Genomic DNA, 23121 nt, shown 5'->3' with positions numbered 1-23121 from the left:
GACTTTCTGCGAGTCCTCAACGATGGCTGCTCAACCCGACGTGATGGAAAAACTCGTTTCGCTGTGCAAGCGACGCGGCTTCATCTTCCAGTCCTCCGAGATCTACGGCGGCACCGGATCGGTGTGGGACTACGGTCCGTTGGGCGTGGAGCTCAAGCGCAACATCAAGGATCGCTGGTGGAATGCGATGGTGCGGGCGCGCGACGATATCGAAGGACTCGACGCGGCCATCCTGATGCATCCACGCACGTGGGAAGCGAGCGGCCACGTGGCGGGATTTGTCGACCCGCTGGTGGACTGCAAGACGTGCAAGGGCCGGTTCCGCGCCGACAAGCTGGAAGATGCGAAGTGCCCGCAGAAGCCCAGCAAGCAGCCCGGCCAGGCGGACCAGTGCCAGCTGACGGAGGCCCGCAACTTCAACCTGATGTTCAAGACGTACATGGGCGCGCTGGAGGAGAGCGCGTCGATCGTGTACCTGCGTCCGGAAACGGCACAGGGCATCTTCGTGAACTTCCTGAACGTGCAGCAGTCGATGCGCCAGAAAGTGCCGTTCGGCATCGCCCAGATCGGCAAGGCGTTCCGCAACGAGATCACGCCGGGCAATTTCATCTTCCGCACGCGCGAATTCGAGCAGATGGAGATGCAGTTCTTCGTCGAGCCCGGCACGGATATGGCATGGTTCGAGCAGTGGAAGCAGCAGCGCATGGACTGGCATCTGGCGCTCGGGTTGTCACCGGAGCGCCTGCGATTCCACCAGCACACCGCCGGTGAGCTGGCGCACTATGCGCGCGCAGCGTTCGACGTCACGTTCGATTTCGGCGGCACGCTGGGCTTCCAGGAAATTGAAGGCGTGCACAATCGCGGCGACTTCGATCTCACGCAGCATCAGCAGTTTTCCTCGAAGAAGCTGGAGTATTTCGACCAGCTTAACAACAAACGGTACGTGCCGTACGTGATTGAGACCTCGGTGGGCGCCGATCGCGTGACGCTGGCCGCGTTGGTCAACGCGTACCGGGAGGAGTCGGTGGCGGGCGAGGACGAAGGGCGCGTGGTGCTCGGCCTGCATCCGTCGCTTGCGCCCATCAAGGCGGCGATCTTCCCGCTGACGAAGAAGGATGGCCAACCGGAAATGGCGCACCGCATCGTCGAAGACTTGCGGGGCGCGTTCAAGGTGGACTACGACGAGTCCGGATCTATCGGCAAGCGCTACCGCCGACAGGACGAAGTGGGCACGCCGTTCTGCGTGACGATCGATCCGCAAAGCACGAGTGACGACACGGTCACGGTGCGTGACCGGGATTCGTTGGCGCAGGAGCGAATCGCCGCGGGGAAGGTCAAGGAATACGTGGCGGCGAAGCTGGTGCGGTAGGAGACGGGAGATGGAAACACGGAAGACGTCCGGCCGACCGGATGTCTCCCGTCTCCATTCTCCCGTCTCCCGTCTTTCCATTAACATGCGTCGCGCGCCGGCGTCTCCCTACACGTACGCATCACGGGTGGTCGCCACACCAGGGTCGGCGGCCGCCGGATGCACTTGGTCAAGGGAGATCACCATGCGTCGCACTGTCATTGCCCTCGCGATACTCGCCCTGTTGCCAGTCGCCACCGCGTCCGCGCAGCGCTCGGTGCGTCGTGAAGTGCGGGAGGTCCGGATGGCCCAGCGCGAATTGCGGGAAGACCGCGCCGATCGGCGTCAGGACCTGCGCGATGGACGCCGCGGTGAAGTCCGTCGTGACACCCGGGAGATCCGTCGTGACGAGCGTGTGTTGCAGCGGGAGAAGCGCGACGTAAAGCGCGCCGTGGCGCGCCGCCGGCACGGCCGCTAAGCGTCCGTCGCCGTCACACCGGAATCACGGGGCGTCGCCAACGCGACGCCCCGTGAATTTCTGGGGGCCGGATTCCAGCGTGATGCCCGTGACATGTCCGTCGGTCAACGCAAACACCAGCTGCGTATTCGCGTCCTGCTCCGACATGAATCGATGCGCGGCAATGGGCACCATCGTGGTGGGGGAGTCACCGTCAAATGTCGCGAGCAGATACGCGCCAGCCACGCGCACCGTGAGACCAATGGTGCGCGACGGCAGTGTGAGTTCATACCGACCCGCGTGCGCGGACAGTTGCGCGCGAGTCAGCGCGATCGGCTTTGGTCGAGGGACCAACGGTTCTCCCATCAACACGCGACGAATCTGCTCGGCCAGTGCATCCACCTCATTGCCTTCCGTGTTCGCCAAAACCACCACCGACAGTGCACTGTCAGGCCAGAAACTATTGCTGGTGGCAAACCCGTTGATACCGCCGCTGTGCGTGTATCGCAGGCGTCCACCCGTGCTATCTCGGCCAATGCCAAACCCATAGTGAGTGGTCCGGGCGGCACCCTCGGGCGTTGTCATGCGGAGGTACAGCGGTGCCGTCACCACATGCCCACCATGCAGCGCCACGTTCCATCGAATCAATTCACCAGCCGATGCGCAGAGGGCACCCGCGGCGAAGGGCTGCGTCAGCGACAGGGCGGCGGCCGGTCGAAAGGTCTTGCCGGGCGCGGCCTCCGTTCCCACCGCATCACGCGGCGGGATCGGCACCGTGGGACAGTATCGCAACGTGGTGAGCCCGAGCGGCTGGGCGATGCGGGACGCGACCGAGGCGGCATACGGGCGGTTGTCGAGCAGCTCGATAAGACGACCGAGAATGACGTAGCCGGTGTTGTCGTATCGCCAACCGCTTCCCGGCGCAAAGTCCAGCGGCCGTCCCGCGGTGAGCGCGATGATCGTATCCGGCGACATATCCTCGGCCCAACGGGCCACCCAGGGCGCGCCGAGGCTGGTATAGCTGGGGATGCCGGAGGTGTGATTGAGCAATTGCTGGATGGTCACCCCGCGCCACGACGCGGGCACCCACGGCAGGAACTTGCCCAGCGTATCGGTGAGCGCGAGCCGTTGCTCGGCAATGAGCTGCAAGATGATGGCCGAGGTGAACTGCTTGGTGAGCGAGGCCAGTCGGTAAACCGTGGCCGGAGTGGCCGGGCGAGTCGGACGGTGTGATGCATCACCCCACGCGCGCAGCAGGATGGTGTCGGGTCCCTGCACGACACCGATGGACACTGAGGCCAGTCGCCGCGATGTCACGGCCTCACGCGCCAACGAGTCGATTTGTCGCGCCTGTCGCTGGTGTGAGATCGGCGCGCGCGCCGGGTGTCGCGCGAGTCCTCCTTGGCCGATGGCGGCGAGGCGAGGCGTCACGGCGATGGACACACAGGCCAGAGCGAGAACGAGGCGCGTCATTGGAGGGAGGCTCAGGGGAAGGTCGGGCCGTGAGAGCTTAGCACCACCGGCGGCCAGCCGCGATGTCGGCGGTCGTCGATCGCTGCAGAGAGAGACACGTCGGCTTAGCTTGCCCCTGTGTCCGACATCCTTGAACTTCTCGCCATTCGCGAGATCGCCCACGCGTTCCTGCTGGCAGACCGACCCAGCGATGTCCAGCAGGTGGCGCTCGATCGCGTGACACCCATTCTTGGCGCGGCCTTTTCGCTGATCATGCAGGTGGGTGATGATGGCGAGCTGCTCAGGCCGGTGGCGCAGCACCGGTGGCCGGCACGTCACCAGAATTGGATTGGCGCGCTGCGGGTGCGCGTTGGCGACGGACCAAGCGGACTGGCGGTGGCGGAACGCCGACTGGTGGAGATCCCTGACGTCTTTGCTGATCCGTCGCTGGATGCGTGGCATGAGGTCGCGGAAGAACTGGGATTCCGATCGATCGTGGCGGCGCCGCTGATCGGGGCCGAAGGGCCAGTCGGGGCGATCGCGTTCTACTTTACCGATCCCACGCCGGTGAGCGACCAGCAGCGGGCGTTGGTGCGCCTGGTGGCCGACCAGTTGGCGGCCACGGCCGACAAAGCGGCGCTCATCGATGCGTTGCGTCGCAGCAACGCGGCGCTGGCCGACGCGAATGATGCCCTGGAGCGTGAGGCGCGGACCGCCGACGCGGACCGCCGCCGTCGCGATCGGTTCCTGACCACCCTGACGCAACGGATTCGCCAGTCGATGGATATCGACATGCCGGAGGGTCGCACGCTGGAGGCGGTACGGGCCACCGCCTTGGCGGCCGAGGAGCTGGCGGCGGTGGAATGTGGCGCACACGCGCCGGAGATCAGTGAAGTCGATCCGCGCGCCCCGCTCCTGGACGCGCTTCAAGGGTGGCGCGCGCGACTCCGCACGGTACCCATAACGCATGGCGAACCCACGGTGTTGTTGCCCACCCTGCGCACCGATGGGCGCTGGCTGGCGCGATTGCTGACGCTGTTGATGGGACAGGTGCTGCAGCGAGACGACGGCCGCCAGGCGATCCACGCCGATGTGGAATTGGGGCGCGGCTTCATCGCCCATCGCTTCGAATGGTCGGGCGCGCCTCTCCCGGACATGTCCCCGCGCGTCAGTGCGCTGGTGGACACCGAACTTCCGGGCATGGCGCGTCATCCCAGCATTACGCCGCTGGACATCGCCCTGCTCGTCTCGTTGGTACGGCGGTTGGGCGGCAATGTGCAGTGCGATGACGTCCGAGAGAGCGGCACGTCGCAGGGCGTGACTGTGGTCTTTCCGGTGGACGATCTATCGCCCTGACGTTTCCGCGACTCCCCTCACAGATTTCCAAACGCGCATCGCGCCTGCTGCACTTTCCTCTTCCCGTCGTCATGCATCAGCAATCATCCCGTCAGCTGCAGGACCGCCTGACGGCACTCGATATTCCGGCGGTGCTCGACCACGCGACGCGCTTCTTTGCCCGGCTCGGCGGCGTGTATGCGGCGTTTCCCGAGAAACGCGGACCATCGCACGTGGTGCTACGGGGGCAGGGCGGTGAAGAGATCGCCATTGCCGCACGCGCCGTGCCCGGTGGCACGGCAGTCAGCGGCTCCAGCTACCTGTTCGATCAGCAGGTGGCGCGCTTTCTGGACAGCTTGCCGCCATTGGCCACGGTGGACGTGGGTGCGTCCGCATGAATCGCTTCGTGACCTCTCTGCGTACGCGCCCGGACATCATTCGACTCTGCGGCGAGCAGGCCACCGGCGTCTGGACAGTGCGTGTGCAGTGCGCGGAGGCCTGGGATTCGGTGCGCGTAGAGCTCGTGCCGGACACGCGCGTGTGCGAGGTGAAGCAGGCGGCGATGGCGGTGCTGGTGCCCGATGTGCACGACGCGGGCGGCTTCGTGGTGAAACTGCGTGGCCACGAGGTGCTCGACGAGAATAGCTCGGTGCAGGCCGCCGGAGCCTTGGATGGCTCGACGCTGTTGATCACGTCACGTCGTCGTCGGCCCGTGCGATGAACGGCGCTCCGGCCCGCTTCGAGTCGGATGAGGCGCAGGCGCTGATTGCCGCGGCGCAGCGGCTGCGCACGGAAATCGGGAAACGCATCGTTGGACAGAGCGCGGTTGTCGAAGAGATCCTGATGTCTCTCGCGGCCGGTGGTCATGCCCTGCTGGTGGGTGTCCCCGGACTGGCCAAGACGTTGATGATCAAGTCGCTGGCCGATGCCATGCAGTTGGAATTCCGACGCATCCAGTTCACTCCCGATCTCGTGCCCAGCGATATCACGGGCACGGAGATTCTCGAGGAGTCGGCTGGTGGCGCGCGCGCCTTTCGGTTTGTCCAGGGGCCGGTGTTTGCCAACATCGTGCTGGCTGACGAGATCAATCGGGCGCCACCACGGACACAGGCGGCGTTGCTGGAGGCCATGCAGGAACACAGTGTGACCGCCGCGGGACAGACCATGCGTTTGCCGGAGCCGTTCTTTGTGCTGGCGACGCAGAATCCGATCGAGCAGGAAGGCACGTATCCGCTTCCGGAAGCGCAACTGGACCGATTCCTGTTCGACATTCGTGTGGGATATCCCGACGAACTCGAGGAAGTCGCCATTCTGCGCGCAACAACTGGTCGCACCGGCGATCCGATCGTGCCGGTCTTTGGCGCCGAGGAGGCGCTGGCGCTGCAGCGCCTGGTGCGCGAGTTGCCGTGCAGTGATCTGGTATTGCGGTACGCAGCGCAACTGGTGCGTGCGTCGCGCCCCGGCGAACCGCATGTGCCGTCGCTGGTGAAGCAATACGTGCGCTGGGGCGCCGGACCGCGCGCCGGGCAGGCGTTGATTCTGGGCGCCAAGGCGGCCGCCCTGCTCTCCGGACGCGCCAGTGTGTCACCGGCCGACGTCCGTCGTGTCGCGCTGCCCGTGTTGCGTCATCGCATCCTGCCCAACTTTGCCGCTGAGGCCGACGGCATATCGTCGGAACCCATCATCGACGCGCTGCTGGCGCACATCGCGCCGCCGTCCAGCGCGTTGCCCGGCTGACGCGCGCGCACGAGGCGCGACGCGTGTCTCCACGCAGCTACGGTCCGTTGCTGGATGCCCTGCGCGGGGTGCGCTGGCCGGCTCGGCGCGCGGTCGGTGCGGCACTGCCGGGTGCACATCGCAGTCGGCAACGCGGGACGTCGGGCGAATTCACCGAATATCGGCTGTATCGACAGGGTGACGATCCGCGCCAACTGGACTGGAAGTTGCTGGGGCGCAGTGATCGGGCCTTCGTACGACTGACCGATGATCGGGCGCTGCTGTCGACGTGGTTTGTGGTCGACGCCTCAGCCAGTATGCGATTCCCGGCGTCGGATGCGACGGCGGCAGGCAGTGGACCGCCGTCCAAATGGTCGCTGGCATGTGCGCTGACCGTGGGATTGGCCGCCGTGGCGAATGCGTCGGGTGATCCCATCGGGCTGATTGTCACTGGGCAAGGTGGTCCCATACGACTGGCGGCGCGGACCCGACGCGGCACACTGGGTGCAATGGCCAACACGCTCGACCGCATAGACGTTGGCGCCGATATGCCATTGTCTCCGCTGCTCAACGCGCTGCCGGCGATGGCGCGTGTGGTGATCATTTCCGATTTGCTTGGTGACGGCGACGCGCTGCTGCGCGTGGCCGCCCAACGCACCGTCGCGGGCGGGATTGTCGAGTGCCTTCATGTGGTGGCGCGGGAAGAACTCAGTTTGCCGAGCGGGATTCATCTGGCGCGAGACCCGGATGCGACCGGCCTGTTTCGCCCGATGGATGGTCGGATGCAGGCTGATTATCGCACGCGCTTCGATGCGTTTCGACAGGAGTGCGCGCAACGCTGGCGCGCGGCGGGCGCCGGATACATGGAGGCGAGGACTGACGTGTCCGTGGCGCGCATGGTCCGACAGATCGCCGGGGGGCTCGGGCGCGGGGTAGCCGTTCACGGTGCGTCCCATGACGCGCCGGGGCCGGATCAACCATGATGACGCTGGGAATGCCGTTGGTGTTCACTGGTGCGATTGCGGGGGCGTTGGCCATTACGGCGTTGCATCTGCTGTCGGTACGGCGCCCGCCGGAATTGTGGTTGCCGACGGCGCGATTCCTCCCCGAACGCACGGTGCGCGCGATTTCGCGCACGCGGCACCCCAGTGATGTGTGGCTGTTGCTGCTGCGCATCGTCGCGTTGTTACTGGCCGGACTCGCGGCGGCCGCTCCGCGCTGGCAAGGAGGTTCTGGTGCTCGCGTCGTGTTGGTGGTGCGCGACGCGGGTGTGACGGACGACTCCCTGGCGATGCGGGCTATCGTGACATCAGCGGATACCGGAGCGCCGCGCGCTGCTCGATTCATCTTCGCGGCGGCGGACTCGTCGGACGGCGCACGCGACGAGCTTGGCGTGCTGTTCCCGGTTGCGTGGCGTGCCGCAGGGCGCATTGCGCGGGATGCCCCAACGGATTCGATCGACCTGCACCTGCTGCTCTCACAGGCGCCAATCGCACACGATGCCGAGATGCGGCTGCCTGGCGTGCGGCGTGGCCCGGGCGCGTTGTGACGCACCACCCGGCATTCCCGCCCCCCAGTCGGCCCACGGTCGTGGCGCTCGATCGTGTCGGCGCGAACGCGGGTGATGATGTGGTGCGCGCGGCCTTTGCGTGGCACGCGGCGCGACGCTCGTCGGTGCGGTCAGGCGCGACTCGGTCACATACCGTGGGTGTCGCGCGCGCGACCCGTACTGGCGAACCGACACCCAGCAGAGAAACGCCGTCGGTGCGCGTCTTCTGGCCCAGTGACGGTGTGCCTGTAGGGTGGCGGCGCGCTACCACGGCGGATTCGACCGGTGCGGTGGTGGCCAATGAGCAGGCCGTGGTGGGTGCGTGGGCCGTGACGGCGATCCCCGACACCACCGACACTGCGATGGCGATTGCGTGGTGGAGCGATGGCCGAGTGGCGGCCACGGAGCGGCGCACAGAGTCGGGATGCGATCGTGTCGTGGCAATCCGGTCAACCGCGGCCAGCGATGCGTTGTTGTCCGCGTCGGCCAATGGACTTTTCGATCGGTTGCTGGCGCCGTGTGCGCCTCGCGAGATGGTGTCCGCGTCGACGCTTGTCGTGCAGGGAGTGCAGGGTTCGGCCTTGGCGCCGGTGACGGAGTTTTCTGGTGACGCGCGTGCGGCGCCTCGACCGGTGCGAGGTGTCACCGCATGGCTGATACCGAGCCTCTATGCGGCGGCGCTCTTGCTGTTGCTGCTGGAATGGCGCGTGCGCCGCCGACCGCCGACGGCGACGACATGACGACGATCGATCTGTCGACGATGCGCGCCGCGCGCGATCCGGTGCTGGCGGCTGTTGCTGGCGTGCGACGGCGTCTGTCGCGGATCGTGTGGACACGGTGCGTCCTGCAGTCAGCGGGCGTGGGTTTCGCGACGTGGCTGATCCTGCATCTTCTCGGGCGCGGCCGTCTCGACGCCGGGATCATTGGCACGGTGTCGTTTCTGGCAGCCGTCGCGTTTGGCATCATTGTCGTGCGTCAACGCGGTACGGTGTCGTTGCTGCGCGCGGCGCTCTGGATTGAGGAGCATCAGGGCAGCGGCTATGCGTTGGTTACCTGGGTGGAGCAGTCGGTCACCGGGGCCTCGCCGTCGGCGTTGCTCTCGCAATCAGTCGGGGCCGCATCGCGCGCCGCGATCGCGTCGGCCAATAGTCGACTGCCGTTGCTGGCTCGGGCGCAGTTGGCCGGGCCGCTGCTATTCCTCGGCGGCGTCGCGAGTGGGCTGTGGCTGGCCACGCGCCCCGCCGCCGAAGTCCAACGCATTGGTGCCGGGCGGAGCACTGCGGTGGCGACGGGTCGGCGCGATCAGCCGATCGGCGCATGGCATGTGCGCGTGACCCCACCCGCCTACACCGGATTGTCCGCGCGCGACCTGGGCGATGTCGTTTCGGTGCGCGCGTTGAGCGGAACGCGCATCGAACTGCGTGGGCGCGATGCGATGCCCGACAGCGTGCGGTCGCGGGTGCTCGCCGACTCCAGTGGGCGTCCGCGGGTCGAGGAGCTGGAGGCGCTGTCGAACGGATGGCGGAGTCGTGCGGTTGCCACCGACGGTCCCTTGGAGCTGCGCGTCTCGCGCGACCGATTCGCGAGACTCCTGTTGGTGGAGGGTGTGGGCGACTCGATTCCGCGCGTGCAGCTGTCGGCGCCCGCGCGCGATAGCGTCCTGCGACGCGCCGACGGGGTGCTGCCCCTTGAGGCCTCGGTGCATGACGACATCGGCCTGGCGCGTGCGTCCTTCGACGTCGTGATCAGTTCGGGCGATGGTGAACGTTTCACGGTGCGGGCCGTGCAGGTGGGCGGACGCGCGATGAGCGGGCAGCGCGATGCCGTGCTGCGGGCATCGCTCGATCTGCGCGCGCTGCAACTGGGCCCCGGCGATGTGGTCCATGTGCGCGCTGTTGCTCGCGACCGGCATCCGACGGCCGATCGCGAGGCGGGTGCGAGCGAAACGCGCGCCTTTCGCATTGCGCGCGCCTCCGAATACGATTCGGTCGCAGTTGAGCCCGCGCCGCCACCGGACGTGGACAAGTCGCTGCTCAGCCAGCGCATGCTGCTGATGTTGACCGAGAAACTGGAACAGCGTCGCCCCCGACTCACCGTGGCCGTCGTGCGTGATGAATCGGGGCGACTGGCGCGCGATCAGGCACGGCTGCGTCAGGCGGTGGGTGACGCCGTATTCCAGCGACTGACCGGCGACGAGGGTGGCGAACACTCGCACTTCGCCGGCGATGGTCACGATCACGGCGTGGAAGCGATCGGGGGGAAATTGGCGTTGTCCGGTGTCAACGCGCAGGGCATGCTGGAGGAGGGCGACGACGCACCGGTCATCGCGATCAACAAGCCGCTGTTGGAAGCCTACAACGCCATGTGGGACGCTGGTCGAGCGCTGGAGCAGGGAGAGCTGCGGACGGCGATCCCCTTCATGCGCATCGCGCTCGAAGCGATCGAGCGCGCACGCGCGGCATCACGATTGTATCTGCGCGGTCGGCCGCCAACGGTCATCGTGGATATCGCGAAAGTCCGACTGACCGGCACGGAGCGCAGCGCGCCCGAACGGCGCGCCGCACGGACCGCCCTGCCGGAACGCCTCGCGCTGCGGGAGGCGCGACTGCTGGCCGCCGCGTTGCTGGCCGTGACCGATGCGGCGGCGGCGCGCGATTCGCTGGCCGTGTTGCGGCTTGAGTCGTTGGCCGACGCGCCGGCGTTTGCGCAGGCATTGACCTCGCTGATCGAGGCGTTCGCGAGCACACCGGGGGCCGATGTCACCGAGCCGTTTCGGCGGGCCCGACGCGTTCTTGGCGGCGTCGTCCGTATTCCAGCGGTGCCGTGGTCGCGCGGGGGGCCGCCGTGACCCCGCCGGCGCCGGAACCGTTCGTCTTCGCCACCGCGCAATACGAGTCCGGTGACTGGGACTCCGCACCGATGGTCCCGGCCAACGTCATAGACGCGATCGCGCGTCATACTGCGATTCCGGTGGCGCCGCAGGGTGCGGTCGTGGCGTTGGCGTCGGAGGCGGCGTTTCAGTATCCGCTGTTGTTTCTCACCGGACATCTTCCAGTGCGCTTCACGGTACGCGAAGCCGATGTGCTGCGACGCTATCTGCAACGCGGCGGGATGCTGTTTGTCGACGACCACAACCATGACGTCGATGGCGCGTTCCACAAGACCGTGCGCGAAGAGATTTCCCGCGTCGCGGGGAAACTCGCCCCGCTTCCGAACTCCCATGCGCTGTACCGCGCATTTTTCGTGTTCGAGAACGGGCCGCCCACGACGTCGCATGAGATGAATGGATGGGGCGACAACCTTGTGCACGAACAACTGGATGCGGTGCTGCTGGACGGACGTCTCGCGGTGCTGTACAGCAGCAAGGACTACAGCTCGGAATGGAGCTATCACCCGGACAACAAGCGTTTCCTGTCGGTCGACAACACCAAGTTCGCGGTGAACATCGTCGTCTATGCGCTCACGCGATGACGGGCGCCTCGTGATGACGCCAATCGGCGAACGCGCAGCACGTGCGGTCGGCATCGTGGCGTTGACGCTTGCCATGCTGCTGGCGGTGGCGCAGGCGATCGGACCCGCCGACCACACACCGCCACGCGTGGAAGGGTTGCGCGTCGATGAGCGCAATGCGGATTCCGCGGTGGCCATTGCGCGAACCCTGGGCACGTTGGTGGCCCGCAGCGCCGCTGCGTCGGACTCACGCCGGTGGCCAGCCGTGTCGCTGTCGCTATCCGTCGTTCCATCAGCAAGCGTGCGAGCGGTGCTGGGGTCGGCCGTGCGGGCTGGCCTGCCGGTTGCCTGGAGCGATTCGCTGGGTGTCGGCGCCCTTGCGCTGGATGTCAGTCACGTGCCAGCGCCCCATGCGACGACCGTCATCGCTGCGCAGGCGTCACTGACTGGCCAGGGAACCGCGTTGGCGATGACGGCGCGTGACGCGGCGGGTTTGCTGGATTCGGTGTCACCGTCATCGCTTCCGTTGCGCATTCGTGCCACGCGCCTGCAGGGTCCGGTGCGGATCGCGATAGAGCGTGACGGCCACGCGCTGGTCACCGCGAGCATGCCGCTGCCCGCTCCGGTGACAGTGCGTCGTGTGCTGCTGATGGCGCAGACCGGCTGGGAGTCGAAGTTCGTCATCGCGGCACTGGAGGAGATGGGATGGCTGGTTGATGCCACGCTGCTGCTCTCGCCGACATCACGTGTCACGATCGGCGCGCCAGGGATTCTCGATACGACGCGCTATTCCGTCGCGGTGGTGCTGGACAGCGGCCTCGCGCGAACGGGCGACGTGCGTCGCTTTCTGGAGCAGGGTGGCGGCGTGGTGATCGCTGGAGACGCCGTGCGTGATCCACGGCTGGTATCGCTGCTTCCGGCACACGCGATGGATGATCGCGCCGTCGTGGCCGGTGCGCTGCTCACGGATCAGCCGCGGCGTGGATTGTCGGCGCTGCGCCTGCGTGCCGATTCCGCATCGGTCGTGCTGGAGCGGGAAGATCGGGACGCCATGGTCGTTGCCGCGCGCCGCGGGGTTGGTCGGGTGCTGGTCAGTGGGTACCGATCCACCTGGCACTGGCGCATGGAGGGGACTGATGGTGCGGCTGATGCACATCGGCGATGGTGGAATGATCTCCTGAGCGCGGTGACGTGGACGCCGCCGAGTGAGTCCGTCGAGGCCGACACGACGAGCGGGACAACATCCTCGGCGGCGCGGTGGCCCGGCGATGCCGCACCCGTCGCGGATCTCGTCGCGCGTATTGGCGCGTCGACCACGAGGCTCGCCCCGCCCACCGAGGGCCGTGGACGTGCCGGGGGGCGTGAATGGCTATTGTTCGCCATCGCCTGCAGCGCCATGCTGGCCGAGTGGGCCATGCGGCGACTGCGCGGTGCTCCGTGAACCCCATGAGTCCTTTCACGCTTTCGGACGTTTGTGCATGACCAAGGTGGCCTTCATCTCGCATTCCGATTGCGGCCGACACGATACCGGATGGGGACATCCCGAACATGTCGGTCGTCTGCGGGCGATTCCGCGCGCGTTGCGCCATGAACCCGCGCTGTTCGAGCGGCTGCAGCATCTCGAGGGGCGTCACGCCACGCGCGAGGAGTTGCTGTTGGTGCATGACCTGGCCTACATCGATCAGGTCGCCGCGCTCGTGACGGCCGGTGGCGGCACGCTCGGTCCGGATACGGTGGTGTCCGAGGGATCGTGGGATGCAGCGACGGCGAGCGTGGGGTGCGTACTCGACGGCGTCGACATGGCCTTCGACGGTCGGGCCGTTCGCAGCTTTTCGGCGGTGCGGCCTCCCGGACACCACGCGTTGCGCGACCGTGCGATGGGATTCTGCGTCTTCGGCAACGTGGCCATAGCGGCACACTACGCCCTGACCCGACACCACTGCGAGCGGGTGCTCATTGTGGATTGGGACGTCCATCACGGCAACGGGACTCAGGCGCTGGTGGAGCATGACCCGCGAATTCGTTTCGTGTCGATGCACCAGTGGCCATGGTACCCAGGCACCGGGAGCGCCGATGATCGCGGTCCGCTCGGCACCATCTGGAATGTCCCGCTGGCGGCCGGGCTACCGTCAGTGCGCTACGTTGGCGCGCTGCTGGACGCGGTCGATGCCGCGACGGTCGGGTTTACGCCCGACCTCGTGTTGCTCAGCGCCGGTTTTGACAGTCTGGCCGACGACCCGTTGGGTGGCTTTACGCTGTCGTTGGGGGACATCGATGCGCTCACTCGCGCCCTGGTGGCCCGCGCAGATCTATGGTGTGGCGGCCGGTTGGTGAGCGCGCTCGAGGGCGGTTACGCACCGGACCCCGTCGCACAGGCCGTCCTGACGCATCTGGCCGCGTTGGCCTGATAGTGGCGCGGCACGTAACTTCCTCCACATGACTCTTCCGGTTCAGGACGCGCCACCGCGCACGATCTACCGCTCGAAGGACGGCGCCGATGTGCTGGACTGCCATCCGCGCGAGCTGGCGCAATTGATGGCGGATGGTGGGCCGCTGTGGGTGGACATCGACTCGACGGTACGGTCTCAGCACGCGTTGCTGGAGAAGGTGTTTCGGTTCCATCCACTGGCGATTGAGGACACGCTCAACCCGCACTCGCGCGTGAAATTGGAGGAGTACTCCGATTTCCTGTTCATCGTCATTCGTGGCGTGGGGTTGGCCGAGAGCACCGAGGACCCGTACGATCTGGAGACCAAGGACCTGTACTGTTTCCTGGGACCGCACTTCCTGGTGACGGTACATTCAGGCCCCATGCCGTCCATTGAGCGCGTCTCCGAGGCGATGCGGCGATCGCCCGAGTTGCTGTCGCGCGGTGTTGAGCGCGCGCTGCACGCGATTCTCGATGAGACGATCGACAGTTTCTTCCCGGTCATGCACCAGATCGACGAGTTCATCGACGGATTGGAGGAGCGGGTGTTCGCGTCATTCGACGAGACGGCGCTGCGCGACATCTTCACGGTCAAGCGCCTGGTGCTGTCGTTGCGCCGGTATCTGCAGCCGTCGCGCGAAGTGATGAATATCCTGACGAACCGGCCGAGCACGCTGTTGACACCCGATGTCCAGATCTATTTTCGCGACATCTATGATCACGTCATGCGCATCAACGACTCGCTGGACACTTATCGGGAACTGCTGAGCAGCACGATGGACTCCTATCTCACGCAGGTATCGAATCGGCTCGCCTCGAGCACGAAAGGCCTGTCGCTGGTGGCCACCATGTCACTCCCGTTTGTCGTGGTGAGCGGCATGTGGGGCATGAACTTCGCCAGGATTCCACTGATGGGTTGGCCGCACGGATTCTGGCTGCTGCTGGTGGTGCAGCTGGGACTGGGACTCGCCCTGCTATACTTCCTGCGTCGCCGACGCCTGTTCTAGTCCGTTCGCCGATCTCACTCGAACCTCGCATCGATGTTTTGTCCGGAATGCGGAACCTGGAATCGGGCTGCGGCTGCCCGATGCACGCGCTGCGGGGCCGCGTTGCCCGAGGTCAGCGCCCCGCCGTTCGATATCCCCGACGAAGAGCTGCGCGAGCTGCGGGTGGCCACCGGGAACCGCTATACCGTCGTGAAGCGCCTGGGGAGCGGCGGCATGGCGCATGTGTATCTGGCCAAACATGTGGCGCTTGGTCGACCGCTGGTGATCAAGGTCCTGCACAAATCGCTGGCGCTGGAAGAAGAGATGCGCGAGCGATTCCGCCGTGAGGCGGAGGCTGCGGCACGGCTGGTACACCCCTTCATTTGCGCCATTGCCGACATGGGCACGCTGGGGGACATCGACTATCTGGTGATGCCCTACTACGCCGGTGGATCGCTGGCCGACCTGCTGGGACGACAGAAGACGGTCGCGCCCTCGCCAGCCGCCGCCATTGCGGTACAGGTGGCGTGTGCGCTCGACTATGCGCATCGCCACGGCGTGGTGCATCGCGATATCAAGCCGGACAACATCTTGTTTGACGAAGATGGCAACGTGGCGCTCACCGACTTCGGCATCGCCACGGCACGCTTCCATGGGCGACTGACGGCCTCCGGTCGGGCGATGGGCACGCCGCACTACATGTCGCCCGAGCAGGCGATGGGGAAGTTGGTTGACGGCCGCAGTGACCTGTATGCGGTGGGTTTGCTGCTGTATGAGATGCTGCTGGGATCTCCGCCGTTTGACGGGGAGGATTCCTATGCCGTTGGCTACAAGCACGTGCATGAGACACCCGTGGCCCCCGATCAGACCGACCCGAAGGTGCCCGCGATCCTCAGCAGCATTGTCATGAAGTGTCTCGCCAAGCCCGCCACCGACCGATACGATCGCGGTTTCGAGTTGGCCGATGCGCTCATTGGATTTCTCGCCGGCCACGGCGCGTCCGGCGATGTGCGCAGCGCCCGTGCCGCGCGACAGTCCGGCATCACGCCTCACTGAGTCGACCATCGTGCAGCTTCAGGCGGAGATTCTCACGGTCCACACCCGTCACCCGTTTGTCATCGCGCGCGGCGGCACCAGCGAATTCCAGGTGGTCTGGGTGCGGGTGCGCGATGCGCAGAGCGCGGACGACGGACTGGAAGGCTGGGGTGAAGCGGCGCCGAGCCGTTTCTATGGCGAAACGGCGGATAGCGTGATGACTGCGCTGGCGCGATTTGCCCCGGTAATGGCGCAGGCCGATGCCTGGTCGATTGACGCGATTGAGCGTGAACTGGAGAAGGTGTTGCGATGGAACGCGGCCGCCCGGTGCGCGATCAGCGCGGCGTTGCACGATCTGGCGGCCAAGCGTCTGGGGGTGCCGTTGTGGAAGCTCTGGGGGCTGGACGGCGCGTCAACGCCGCGCTCGAGCTTTACCATCGGGATCGCGCCCGACGAGGCGACGTTGCGCGCCCGCGTTCGAGAGGCGGCCGCATATCCGATTCTCAAGATCAAGCTTGGCACGCCGCGCGACGCCGATATCGTGCGTGTGGTCCGTGAAGAGGCACCGGCCGCCACGCTACGGGTTGATGCCAATGCGGCCTGGACGACCAAACGCGCATTGGCCATGCTGGATGTGCTCACCGCGCACGGTGTCGACATGCTGGAGCAACCGTTGCCGCCGCACGACCTCGACGGGCTGCGATTCGTGCGCGAGCGTTCGCCGATCGATGTCATCGCCGACGAATCGTGCCTGGTGGCCACGGACATTCCCAAATTGCACGGCGTCGTGGACGGCGTGAACATCAAGCTTGCCAAGTGCGGTTCCTTGCGCGAAGCCATGCGCATGATTGCGGTGGCCCGCGCGCACGGGATGCGGGTGATGTGCGGCTGCATGGTGGAGACCACCCTGGGGATTGCGGCGGCGGCCCACTTCTCACCATTGCTGGACGACGCCGACCTTGATGGTGCGGCGCTGTTGGCCGACGATCCGTTCGTGGGTCCCGCCATCCCATCCGGGCAGATCACGTTGGGTACGGCGCCGGGACTCGGCGTGCAACGCCGGTAACCGCGCACCGGTCATGACCGCGACCACCCGGTGTGTCGAGGTGGCGCTTCCGGTTCCGCTCTTCCGGACGTTCACGTACCTCGTGCCTGAAGGGATCGCCATGCCGATCCCTGCGGGAAGCCGTTTGCTGGTGCCCTTCCGGGCACGTCGCGAAGTCGGCATTTGTCTGGGACCCGCTGTGCCCCCAGAGGGTGTTACGCTCAAGGCGATTCATTCGGTGCTCGATAGCGAGCCGGCAATTCCTCCCGCGTTGCTGGATACTGGTCGCTGGATTGCCGAGTGGTACGCGGCGCCCATTGGCATGACACTGCGCGCCATGTTGCCCGCATCGCTCACCACGTCGCGCGGCGTGGACTCGGCCCCAAAGCGCCGGCGGGTGGCGTGCATTGCGCTGGAATTGCCCTCGCTGTTGCAACGCGAGACCACGTTCGCCCGCGCGAAGCAACAGCGGGTCGTGTACGAACTGCTGGAAGCGCAAGGCGGTGTGGCTGTGGTGGAAACCCTGCGCCAGCAGGCGAACTGCAGCGCGGGTGTCGTGGCCGCGATGATCAAGCGCGGACTGATCGAGGTGCGCGACGAATCGGTCGCGCGTGATCCCTTTGCCGATCGCGCCGGCGTGGCACCCCCTGCGACGCCGTCGGCAGCACAACGCGCGGTCGTGAACGCCATACTCAGCGGCGCGCCCGGTCAGACGTTTCTGCTCCACGGCATCACCGGCAGCGGCAAGACGCTGGTGTACATCGAAGTGCTGCGTGCGGTCCTCGCGCAACCGGGGCGCACGGCGATCGTGCTGGTGCCGGAGATCGCCCTGACCTCGCAGACGGTGGATCGTTTTCGCGGCGCGTTCGGCGACGCGGTTGCGGTGCTGCACTCCGGACTGAGCGACGGGGAACGGCACGACGCCTGGCAATCACTGCGACGCGGCGAGCGTCGCATTGCGGTAGGGGCGCGATCGGCGCTGTTCGCGCCACTGTCGCAGGTGGGCGTGGTCATTGTCGACGAGGAGCACGAGTCCAGCTACAAGCAATCGGAGACGCCGCGCTATCATGCGCGCGAAGCGGCGATTGTGCGCGCGCGCCGAAGGCGCAATAGTGGTGCTGGGAAGCGCCACCCCGAGTCTGGAGAGCTGGGAACGCGCGGAGCGCGGGCAGGCCATTCGCCTGTCACTGCCCGATCGTGCCGGCGGTGCGCAGTTGCCGCCGGTGCAGGTGGTCGACTTGCGGGTGGTCATGCGCGACGCGGTGGCCGCCAGGATACCCCATGCGCCATTCGATCCATCGATGGGCGTGCTCAGTCCGGTGCTGAGTGCCGCCATCGAGTCGCGACTGGTGCGTGGGGAGCAGAGCCTGTTGCTGCTGAATCGACGCGGCTATGCGGCGTACGTGCAGTGCCACGCCTGCGGTGATGTGCAGGTGTGCCCGCACTGCAGCATATCGCTCACGTATCATCGCGTGCCCGAATCGCTGATCTGTCACTATTGCCAGCATCAGGCGATGGTACCCGCACGGTGTCCCGCCTGCGGGGAGGACGCACTGCAGCGCCGCGGACTTGGCACGCAACAGGTTGAGCGATTGGTCGCTGACCGGTTTCCGGAAGCGCGACTGGCGCGCATGGACGTTGATACCACCAGCGGGAAGTGGGCCCACACGGCGATTCTGGATCGGGTGGCGAGCGGCGAAATCGATATCCTGCTCGGCACGCAAATGATCGCCAAGGGACTCGACTTCCCCAATGTCACCTTGGTTGGCGTGATCGACGCCGATACCGGGCTGAACATGCCGGATTTCCGATCGGCCGAGCGAACATTTCAGTTGCTGAGCCAGGTCGCAGGGCGCGCGGGCCGTGGACCCAAGGGCGGCGATGTGTACATCCAGACGCGGCTCCCCACGCATCATGCGGTGCGTCACGCCGTCACGCATGACTTCCTTTCGTTCGTGCAGGAGGAGTTGAGCCACCGCCGGCTGCCGACGTACCCGCCGTTCGTGTCGCTGGCGAACGTGGTGGTCAGCGGCGTGGAGCAGGCCGCGACGGCCGAGGCCATGTTGGCGGCCACACAGTGGATCACGACACTGGTGGCGCGCGCGGGTCTGCGTGATGTCGTGCTGGTGGGACCGGCCCCATGTCCCATCGATCGGATCAAGGATCGCTGGCGCTGGCATCTGCTCATCAAGTCCTCGCGCACCGGTGCGATGACGCGACTGGCCCGCTACATCGCCGAACGGTGTCCGGTGCCGAAGCACGCGGAGCTGCGGCTGGTGGTTGATAGGGATCCGGTGACGCTGCTTTGACGCAGACGGGAGACGGGAGACGGGAGACGGGAGACGGGAGACATCCGGCTGGTGAGGGGTGGGGTTAAGTTTGGTGGGTTCGTATCCGTGCACTGACTATTTCCCGTCCTCGATGTCTTCACGCCTGCTTTCAGCCATTCCACAATACGTTTTCTGGGAACTCGACGCGCGGCGGCGTGCCGCGCGTGCGGAGGGTCGCACGCTGATTGATCTGGGCATTGGCAGCCCGGATCAGCCGATCGCACCGGTGGTGATGGAGGCCATCCAACGAGCGGCGGCGGAGCCGGCGTTGAGTGGTTACCCGCACTTCACGATGCACCCGGCGTATGGCGAAGCGATTGCCGCCTATCTGATCACGCGGTTCGCGGTCTCTGTCGACCCGACGCGCGAACTCCTGGCGCTGGCAGGATCGAAAGAGGGGTTGGCGGAACTGGTGCTGTCACACGTCAATCCGGGCGACGTCGTGCTCATCCCGGCCGTCTACTATCCAGTGTATTCACGCGCCCCGCAGCTGGCCGGCGCAACGCCGGTGTGCGTGCCAATGGATGGCGACGGCCGTCTGGATCTCGGTGCTATCGCGTCGGACGACCTGGCTCGCGCCCGCATGCTGATCGTGAACTATCCCAGCAATCCCACTACCGCCACCATCACGCTGTCCGAATTCGAGCGGCTGGTGGATTTCGCGCGGCGGCACGACCTGCTCTTGGTGAGCGACCTGGCCTACAGCGAATTGGCATTTGATGGCCATGTGGTGCCCAGCGTGTTGCAGGTGCCGGGCGCGCGTGATGTGGCGGTCGAGCTGCACACCTGTTCGAAGAGCTTCAACATGGCGGGCGTGCGTATTGCTTTCGTGGCGGGCAATGCCAAGGCCATTGCGGTGCTCGATCAGTATCGCGCCAATATCGGATACGGCGTGTCGACACTCGCGCAGCGTGCAGGCGCGGCTGCATTCACGCACGCGGCGACCATCGTGCCGCCGGTGGTGGCCGAGTATCGGGCGCGTCGGGATGCGCTGGTGTCGGCGTTTCAGGCCAACGGATGGCCCGTGAAGACGCCGTCGGCCACCATGTATCTGTGGCTACGTGTGCCGGACGGATTCGACGACTGGGGCTGGGTGGACGCCTTGATACGCGGGCCCGGTGTGGTCGTAACGCCCGGCATCGCATTCGGGGACGCGGGACGCGGGCATTTTCGCATCTCGCTGGTGCAGCCGCCCGCCGTGCTGACGCAGGCGGCGGCCCTGATGGCCAGTGTTACTTGGCCGGCGGCGGTTCCTTGATGGAGAAATCCCACTGAACCTGCACTTCGTTCTCGATCGGATTCACCGGCGGATCGAATGACACACCGTACTCCTTTCGTAACACCGTAAACTGGCCGCGAAATCTCCCCGCCCCCTTGTCGTAGAACACCATGTAGGCTGGAACGCTGATCCGCTTGGTGACGCCGCGCATGGTCAGGTCACCCGTGATCTCGTAGATCTTCGGTGCCGATTGCTTGATACCGACGGACTTGAAGGTGATGGTCGGAAACTTGGCCACATCAAAGAACGCGTCGCTCTTGAGGTGATTGTCACGCATCGTGACGCGGGTGTTGATGCTGCCGGCCTCAATGGTGATGGAGACGCCCGACGCCGCGAGATTGGCGGTGTCGAGTTGGATGGTGGCGTCCCACTTCTCGAAGTAGCCGTGCGCGCTCAGCAGCCGCGAATCGGCGATGAAGTTGATCTCGCTGTGGGCCTTGTCGACCACGTAGGGTTTTGGCTCCACGATCGGTCGGGCTGCAACGAGTAGCGGTGCGGCCAGAAGCGTAAGGGTGCGAAGGGCGAGTGACATCGGAGTTCCTTTGGTTCTGATGGTCTCACAGCGTGCGTGCCATGCGAATAATACAGTAATGAGATAAAATACCAATTTGCGCGCTATCGTCAAGGGCGCGTGCGTAACACCTGCCTTGTTCACCCCATAGCGGCCCGTGATCTTCCAGCGGAAGCGCAATTCCGTCCGATTCCCTGAACATGACCTGATGACCGAACTCGATACCTCCGATCTCCACACGGACCCCGTGGCATTCCCGCCGACCGAGTCGATCCCCGTGGCGGGACCGGATCGCGCGGACGCCCCGGTGTCTGAGGTGACGGAGCGCTTTCTCCGAGCGGTGATTGCCAGGGTGCCGCTGGATCGCATCGAGGAGTTGCACCTGTTTGCTCCGCTGCGGCAAGGCGGAACCGAAACCGGGATCGCGGTGGTCGCCGCGCGCGTTCCGGTGACCTCGCCTGATGCACCCGTTGAACACGTGGAAATCCCGGACCACCAGATCGAGACGGACCTGTTGATTGATGCGGCGGTCGATGGCGATGTCGACGACGAGGACGTGTCGATTCACGCGGACACGGCCGACGATTCGCCGTATCTGGCGCGCGAGGAGGAATCGGGCGACCGGCTCGACGTGCTCGCGAGTGTCGGTGTCGATGACGAAGCGCTGGACGATGTGATTGCCAACGCGGCGGACGTTCCCATTGTGCGGCACACCGTGTACACCGCCCGCTATCGGCTGGTGCTGAAGGGTCCTGATCGCGGCAAGTGGGAAGCCGACGTGGTGGACGAGGCAGACGCCCCGCTCATCACCGTCGAGACCGTCGTGCGTGGTGTGCAGCGGCGGGCCGGAGAAGAAACGGAAATTCTTCGCTACTCCGACCGCCAGATCGCTCGCGCGCTACGGATGGAATGGCCACGACCCGTGGCGTGACCGATCAGCCCTCCACGCCGCGAGGGCTGGACGCGGACCGCGAATCATTCGTCGCGTTCCTGCGGGATCACAGCCTGCCGGTGACCGCGCAGCGTCTGGCGATCGCCGAGGTGGTGTTGGGCACGGAACGACATCTGTCAGCGGAAGACATTGCCGAAGCGTTGCGCGCGCGCGGCAATCAGGCCGGCACCGCCACGGTGTATCGGACGCTCGAGGTGCTGGTGCGCAGCGGCCTGGTGGTGGAACGGGATTTCGGCGAGGGGTTCAAGCGGTACGAGGCGGCCCGCGGCATTCCGCATCATGAGCATTTGCTGTGCAGCGTGTGCGGACGTGTCACCGAGTTTCGTGATGAGCGGCTGGAGCGCATGACCACCCTGTTGGCCGAGGCGCACGATTTCTCACGACAACGGCATCGGCTCGTGATCTACGGTCAGTGCGGGGAGTGTCGACGCGGCGACACCCGTTCGCGCCCATGACGCTCCTCGCGTGCGTGTGGTCATCGGGCCCGGAGACATATGGCGAATGAATCACTGACCGTGCTGGTGGCGTTCACGGCCGGGCTGCTGAGTTTCCTCAGCCCGTGCGTCCTGCCCCTCGTGCCCAGCTATATCACGTTCATCACCGGGCTCGGGCTGGAAGACATCTCGCGTGCGAGACGAACGACCCTCCTGCACGCGGTGCTGTTCGTACTGGGTTTCTCGTTCATCTTCGTGGCGCTGGGTGCGGGGGCGACCGCGTTCGGTCAGTTGATGCTGGCGTATCGTTCGTGGATCGCGCGGGCCGGCGGTGTGCTCATGATCCTGATGGGTCTGTGGATGCTGGGTGTCTTTCGGGTTGACGCATTGCAGCGCGAGCGTCGGATGCACATCAGCGACAAACCCATCGGGTATCTCGGGACGATTGTGGTGGGTATCGCCTTCGGTGCCGGGTGGACACCGTGCCTGGGTCCGACGCTTGGTGCGATCCTGATTCTGGCCGCCAACCAAACGGATCTGGCCAAGGGCATCGGCCTGTTGTCCGCGTACTCGGCCGGACTCGCGGTCCCATTCCTTCTTGCGGCGCTGGCGCTCGAACGATTCCTGTCGTTCTTCCAGAAGTTCAAGAAAAATCTGGGCACCGTGAATCGCGTCGCCGGCGTGCTTCTCATTCTGGTGGGCGCACTGATGTTCAGCGGTTGGTTTGAACGGTTGGCGGCCCTGCTGCAACCGTTCACGCCGGATTTCCTGCTGGATCGACTCTGACCGGCGCCGCCGGTCCGCCGACTGTCGC

General features: G+C 65.9%; 23 protein-coding genes. 21 read left to right on the top strand and 2 right to left on the bottom strand.

Going from position 1 to position 23121, the window contains the following annotated elements:
• The first annotated feature begins 22 nt into the window (after positions 1-22).
• On the top strand, positions 23-1369 hold the full coding sequence (locus IPP90_08025; GenBank protein MBL0170666.1) for a glycine--tRNA ligase: 1347 nt from the start codon (positions 23-25) through the stop codon (positions 1367-1369).
• Between the two features lie 184 nt (positions 1370-1553).
• Positions 1554-1826, top strand: a complete 273-nt coding sequence (locus tag IPP90_08020; protein ID MBL0170665.1) for a hypothetical protein — start codon at positions 1554-1556, stop codon at positions 1824-1826.
• A gap of 24 nt (positions 1827-1850) precedes the next feature.
• On the opposite strand, the gene IPP90_08015 is transcribed toward IPP90_08020, so the two are convergent.
• Positions 1851-3278 carry a serine hydrolase gene (locus IPP90_08015; protein MBL0170664.1) on the bottom strand — a complete coding sequence of 476 codons (1428 nt, stop codon included), beginning with the start codon at positions 3276-3278 and terminating at the stop codon, positions 1851-1853.
• 117 nt (positions 3279-3395) lie between these two features.
• On the opposite strand from IPP90_08015, the gene IPP90_08010 reads away from it, so the two are divergent.
• The 16 genes from IPP90_08010 to IPP90_07935 all read left to right on the top strand — a co-directional run bounded on the left by IPP90_08010 (position 3396) and on the right by IPP90_07935 (position 20389).
• On the top strand, positions 3396-4613 hold the full coding sequence (locus IPP90_08010; GenBank protein MBL0170663.1) for a GAF domain-containing protein: 1218 nt from the start codon (positions 3396-3398) through the stop codon (positions 4611-4613).
• 71 nt (positions 4614-4684) lie between these two features.
• On the top strand, positions 4685-4990 hold the full coding sequence (locus IPP90_08005) for a hypothetical protein (protein ID MBL0170662.1): 306 nt from the start codon (positions 4685-4687) through the stop codon (positions 4988-4990).
• 8 nt (positions 4991-4998) lie between these two features.
• Positions 4999-5313 (top strand): hypothetical protein, encoded by a 315-nt coding sequence (locus tag IPP90_08000; protein MBL0170661.1) that lies wholly within the window; start codon positions 4999-5001, stop codon positions 5311-5313.
• Positions 5310-6329 (top strand): MoxR family ATPase, encoded by a 1020-nt coding sequence (locus IPP90_07995; GenBank protein ID MBL0170660.1) that lies wholly within the window; start codon positions 5310-5312, stop codon positions 6327-6329. Before IPP90_08000 ends, IPP90_07995 begins: the two co-directional genes overlap by 4 nt.
• 23 nt (positions 6330-6352) lie before the next feature.
• On the top strand, positions 6353-7291 hold the full coding sequence (locus IPP90_07990) for a DUF58 domain-containing protein (GenBank protein ID MBL0170659.1): 939 nt from the start codon (positions 6353-6355) through the stop codon (positions 7289-7291).
• On the top strand, positions 7288-7857 hold the full coding sequence (locus tag IPP90_07985) for a hypothetical protein (protein MBL0170658.1): 570 nt from the start codon (positions 7288-7290) through the stop codon (positions 7855-7857). The genes IPP90_07990 and IPP90_07985 overlap by 4 nt, the downstream gene beginning before the upstream one ends.
• A gap of 41 nt (positions 7858-7898) precedes the next feature.
• Complete coding sequence (locus IPP90_07980; GenBank protein ID MBL0170657.1) at positions 7899-8597, top strand: hypothetical protein; 699 nt, start codon at positions 7899-7901, stop codon at positions 8595-8597.
• Positions 8594-10705 (top strand): hypothetical protein, encoded by a 2112-nt coding sequence (locus IPP90_07975; protein MBL0170656.1) that lies wholly within the window; start codon positions 8594-8596, stop codon positions 10703-10705. Before IPP90_07980 ends, IPP90_07975 begins: the two co-directional genes overlap by 4 nt.
• 71 nt (positions 10706-10776) lie before the next feature.
• Positions 10777-11328 (top strand): DUF4159 domain-containing protein, encoded by a 552-nt coding sequence (locus tag IPP90_07970; protein ID MBL0170655.1) that lies wholly within the window; start codon positions 10777-10779, stop codon positions 11326-11328.
• Positions 11312-12748 (top strand): hypothetical protein, encoded by a 1437-nt coding sequence (locus tag IPP90_07965; protein MBL0170654.1) that lies wholly within the window; start codon positions 11312-11314, stop codon positions 12746-12748. Before IPP90_07970 ends, IPP90_07965 begins: the two co-directional genes overlap by 17 nt.
• A gap of 37 nt (positions 12749-12785) precedes the next feature.
• A complete protein-coding gene (locus tag IPP90_07960) occupies positions 12786-13715 on the top strand; it encodes a histone deacetylase (GenBank protein ID MBL0170653.1) in 930 nt (309 codons plus the stop codon).
• A 28-nt stretch (positions 13716-13743) separates the two neighbouring features.
• The gene (gene corA, locus IPP90_07955; protein ID MBL0170652.1) at positions 13744-14742 is read left to right on the top strand and encodes a magnesium/cobalt transporter CorA; all 999 of its coding nucleotides are present in this window, start codon (positions 13744-13746) and stop codon (positions 14740-14742) included.
• Positions 14743-14844: 102 nt separating this feature from the next.
• Positions 14845-15777, top strand: a complete 933-nt coding sequence (locus IPP90_07950; GenBank protein ID MBL0170651.1) for a serine/threonine protein kinase — start codon at positions 14845-14847, stop codon at positions 15775-15777.
• The gene (locus IPP90_07945) at positions 15728-16822 is read left to right on the top strand and encodes a dipeptide epimerase (protein ID MBL0170650.1); all 1095 of its coding nucleotides are present in this window, start codon (positions 15728-15730) and stop codon (positions 16820-16822) included. Before IPP90_07950 ends, IPP90_07945 begins: the two co-directional genes overlap by 50 nt.
• Before the next feature lie 13 nt (positions 16823-16835).
• Complete coding sequence (locus IPP90_07940) at positions 16836-18227, top strand: DEAD/DEAH box helicase (GenBank protein ID MBL0170649.1); 1392 nt, start codon at positions 16836-16838, stop codon at positions 18225-18227.
• A 995-nt stretch (positions 18228-19222) separates the two neighbouring features.
• Positions 19223-20389 (top strand): aminotransferase class I/II-fold pyridoxal phosphate-dependent enzyme, encoded by a 1167-nt coding sequence (locus IPP90_07935; protein MBL0170648.1) that lies wholly within the window; start codon positions 19223-19225, stop codon positions 20387-20389.
• Here the strand turns inward: IPP90_07935 and IPP90_07930 are convergent.
• On the bottom strand, positions 20364-20942 hold the full coding sequence (locus IPP90_07930; protein MBL0170647.1) for a YceI family protein: 579 nt from the start codon (positions 20940-20942) through the stop codon (positions 20364-20366). The genes IPP90_07935 and IPP90_07930 overlap by 26 nt on opposite strands.
• Positions 20943-21129: 187 nt before the next feature.
• Here IPP90_07930 and IPP90_07925 point away from each other — a divergent pair, with 187 nt between their 5' ends.
• Genes IPP90_07925 through IPP90_07915 form a run of 3 tightly spaced genes read left to right on the top strand, consistent with a single transcriptional unit; the run spans position 21130 to position 23093 of the window.
• Positions 21130-21852, top strand: a complete 723-nt coding sequence (locus IPP90_07925) for a hypothetical protein (GenBank protein MBL0170646.1) — start codon at positions 21130-21132, stop codon at positions 21850-21852.
• Entirely contained in the window at positions 21831-22328 is a 498-nt protein-coding gene (locus IPP90_07920) for a transcriptional repressor (protein MBL0170645.1), read from the top strand. The genes IPP90_07925 and IPP90_07920 overlap by 22 nt, the downstream gene beginning before the upstream one ends.
• A 39-nt stretch (positions 22329-22367) precedes the next feature.
• Entirely contained in the window at positions 22368-23093 is a 726-nt protein-coding gene (locus IPP90_07915) for a cytochrome c biogenesis protein CcdA (GenBank protein ID MBL0170644.1), read from the top strand.
• Positions 23094-23121 lie beyond the last annotated feature (28 nt).

The sequence above is a fragment of the Gemmatimonadaceae bacterium genome, from assembly GCA_016720905.1.
Taxonomy (GTDB): domain Bacteria; phylum Gemmatimonadota; class Gemmatimonadetes; order Gemmatimonadales; family Gemmatimonadaceae; genus Gemmatimonas.
Note: the sequence above shows the minus strand (reverse complement) of the source record. Positions and strands in the feature narration are given on the sequence as shown.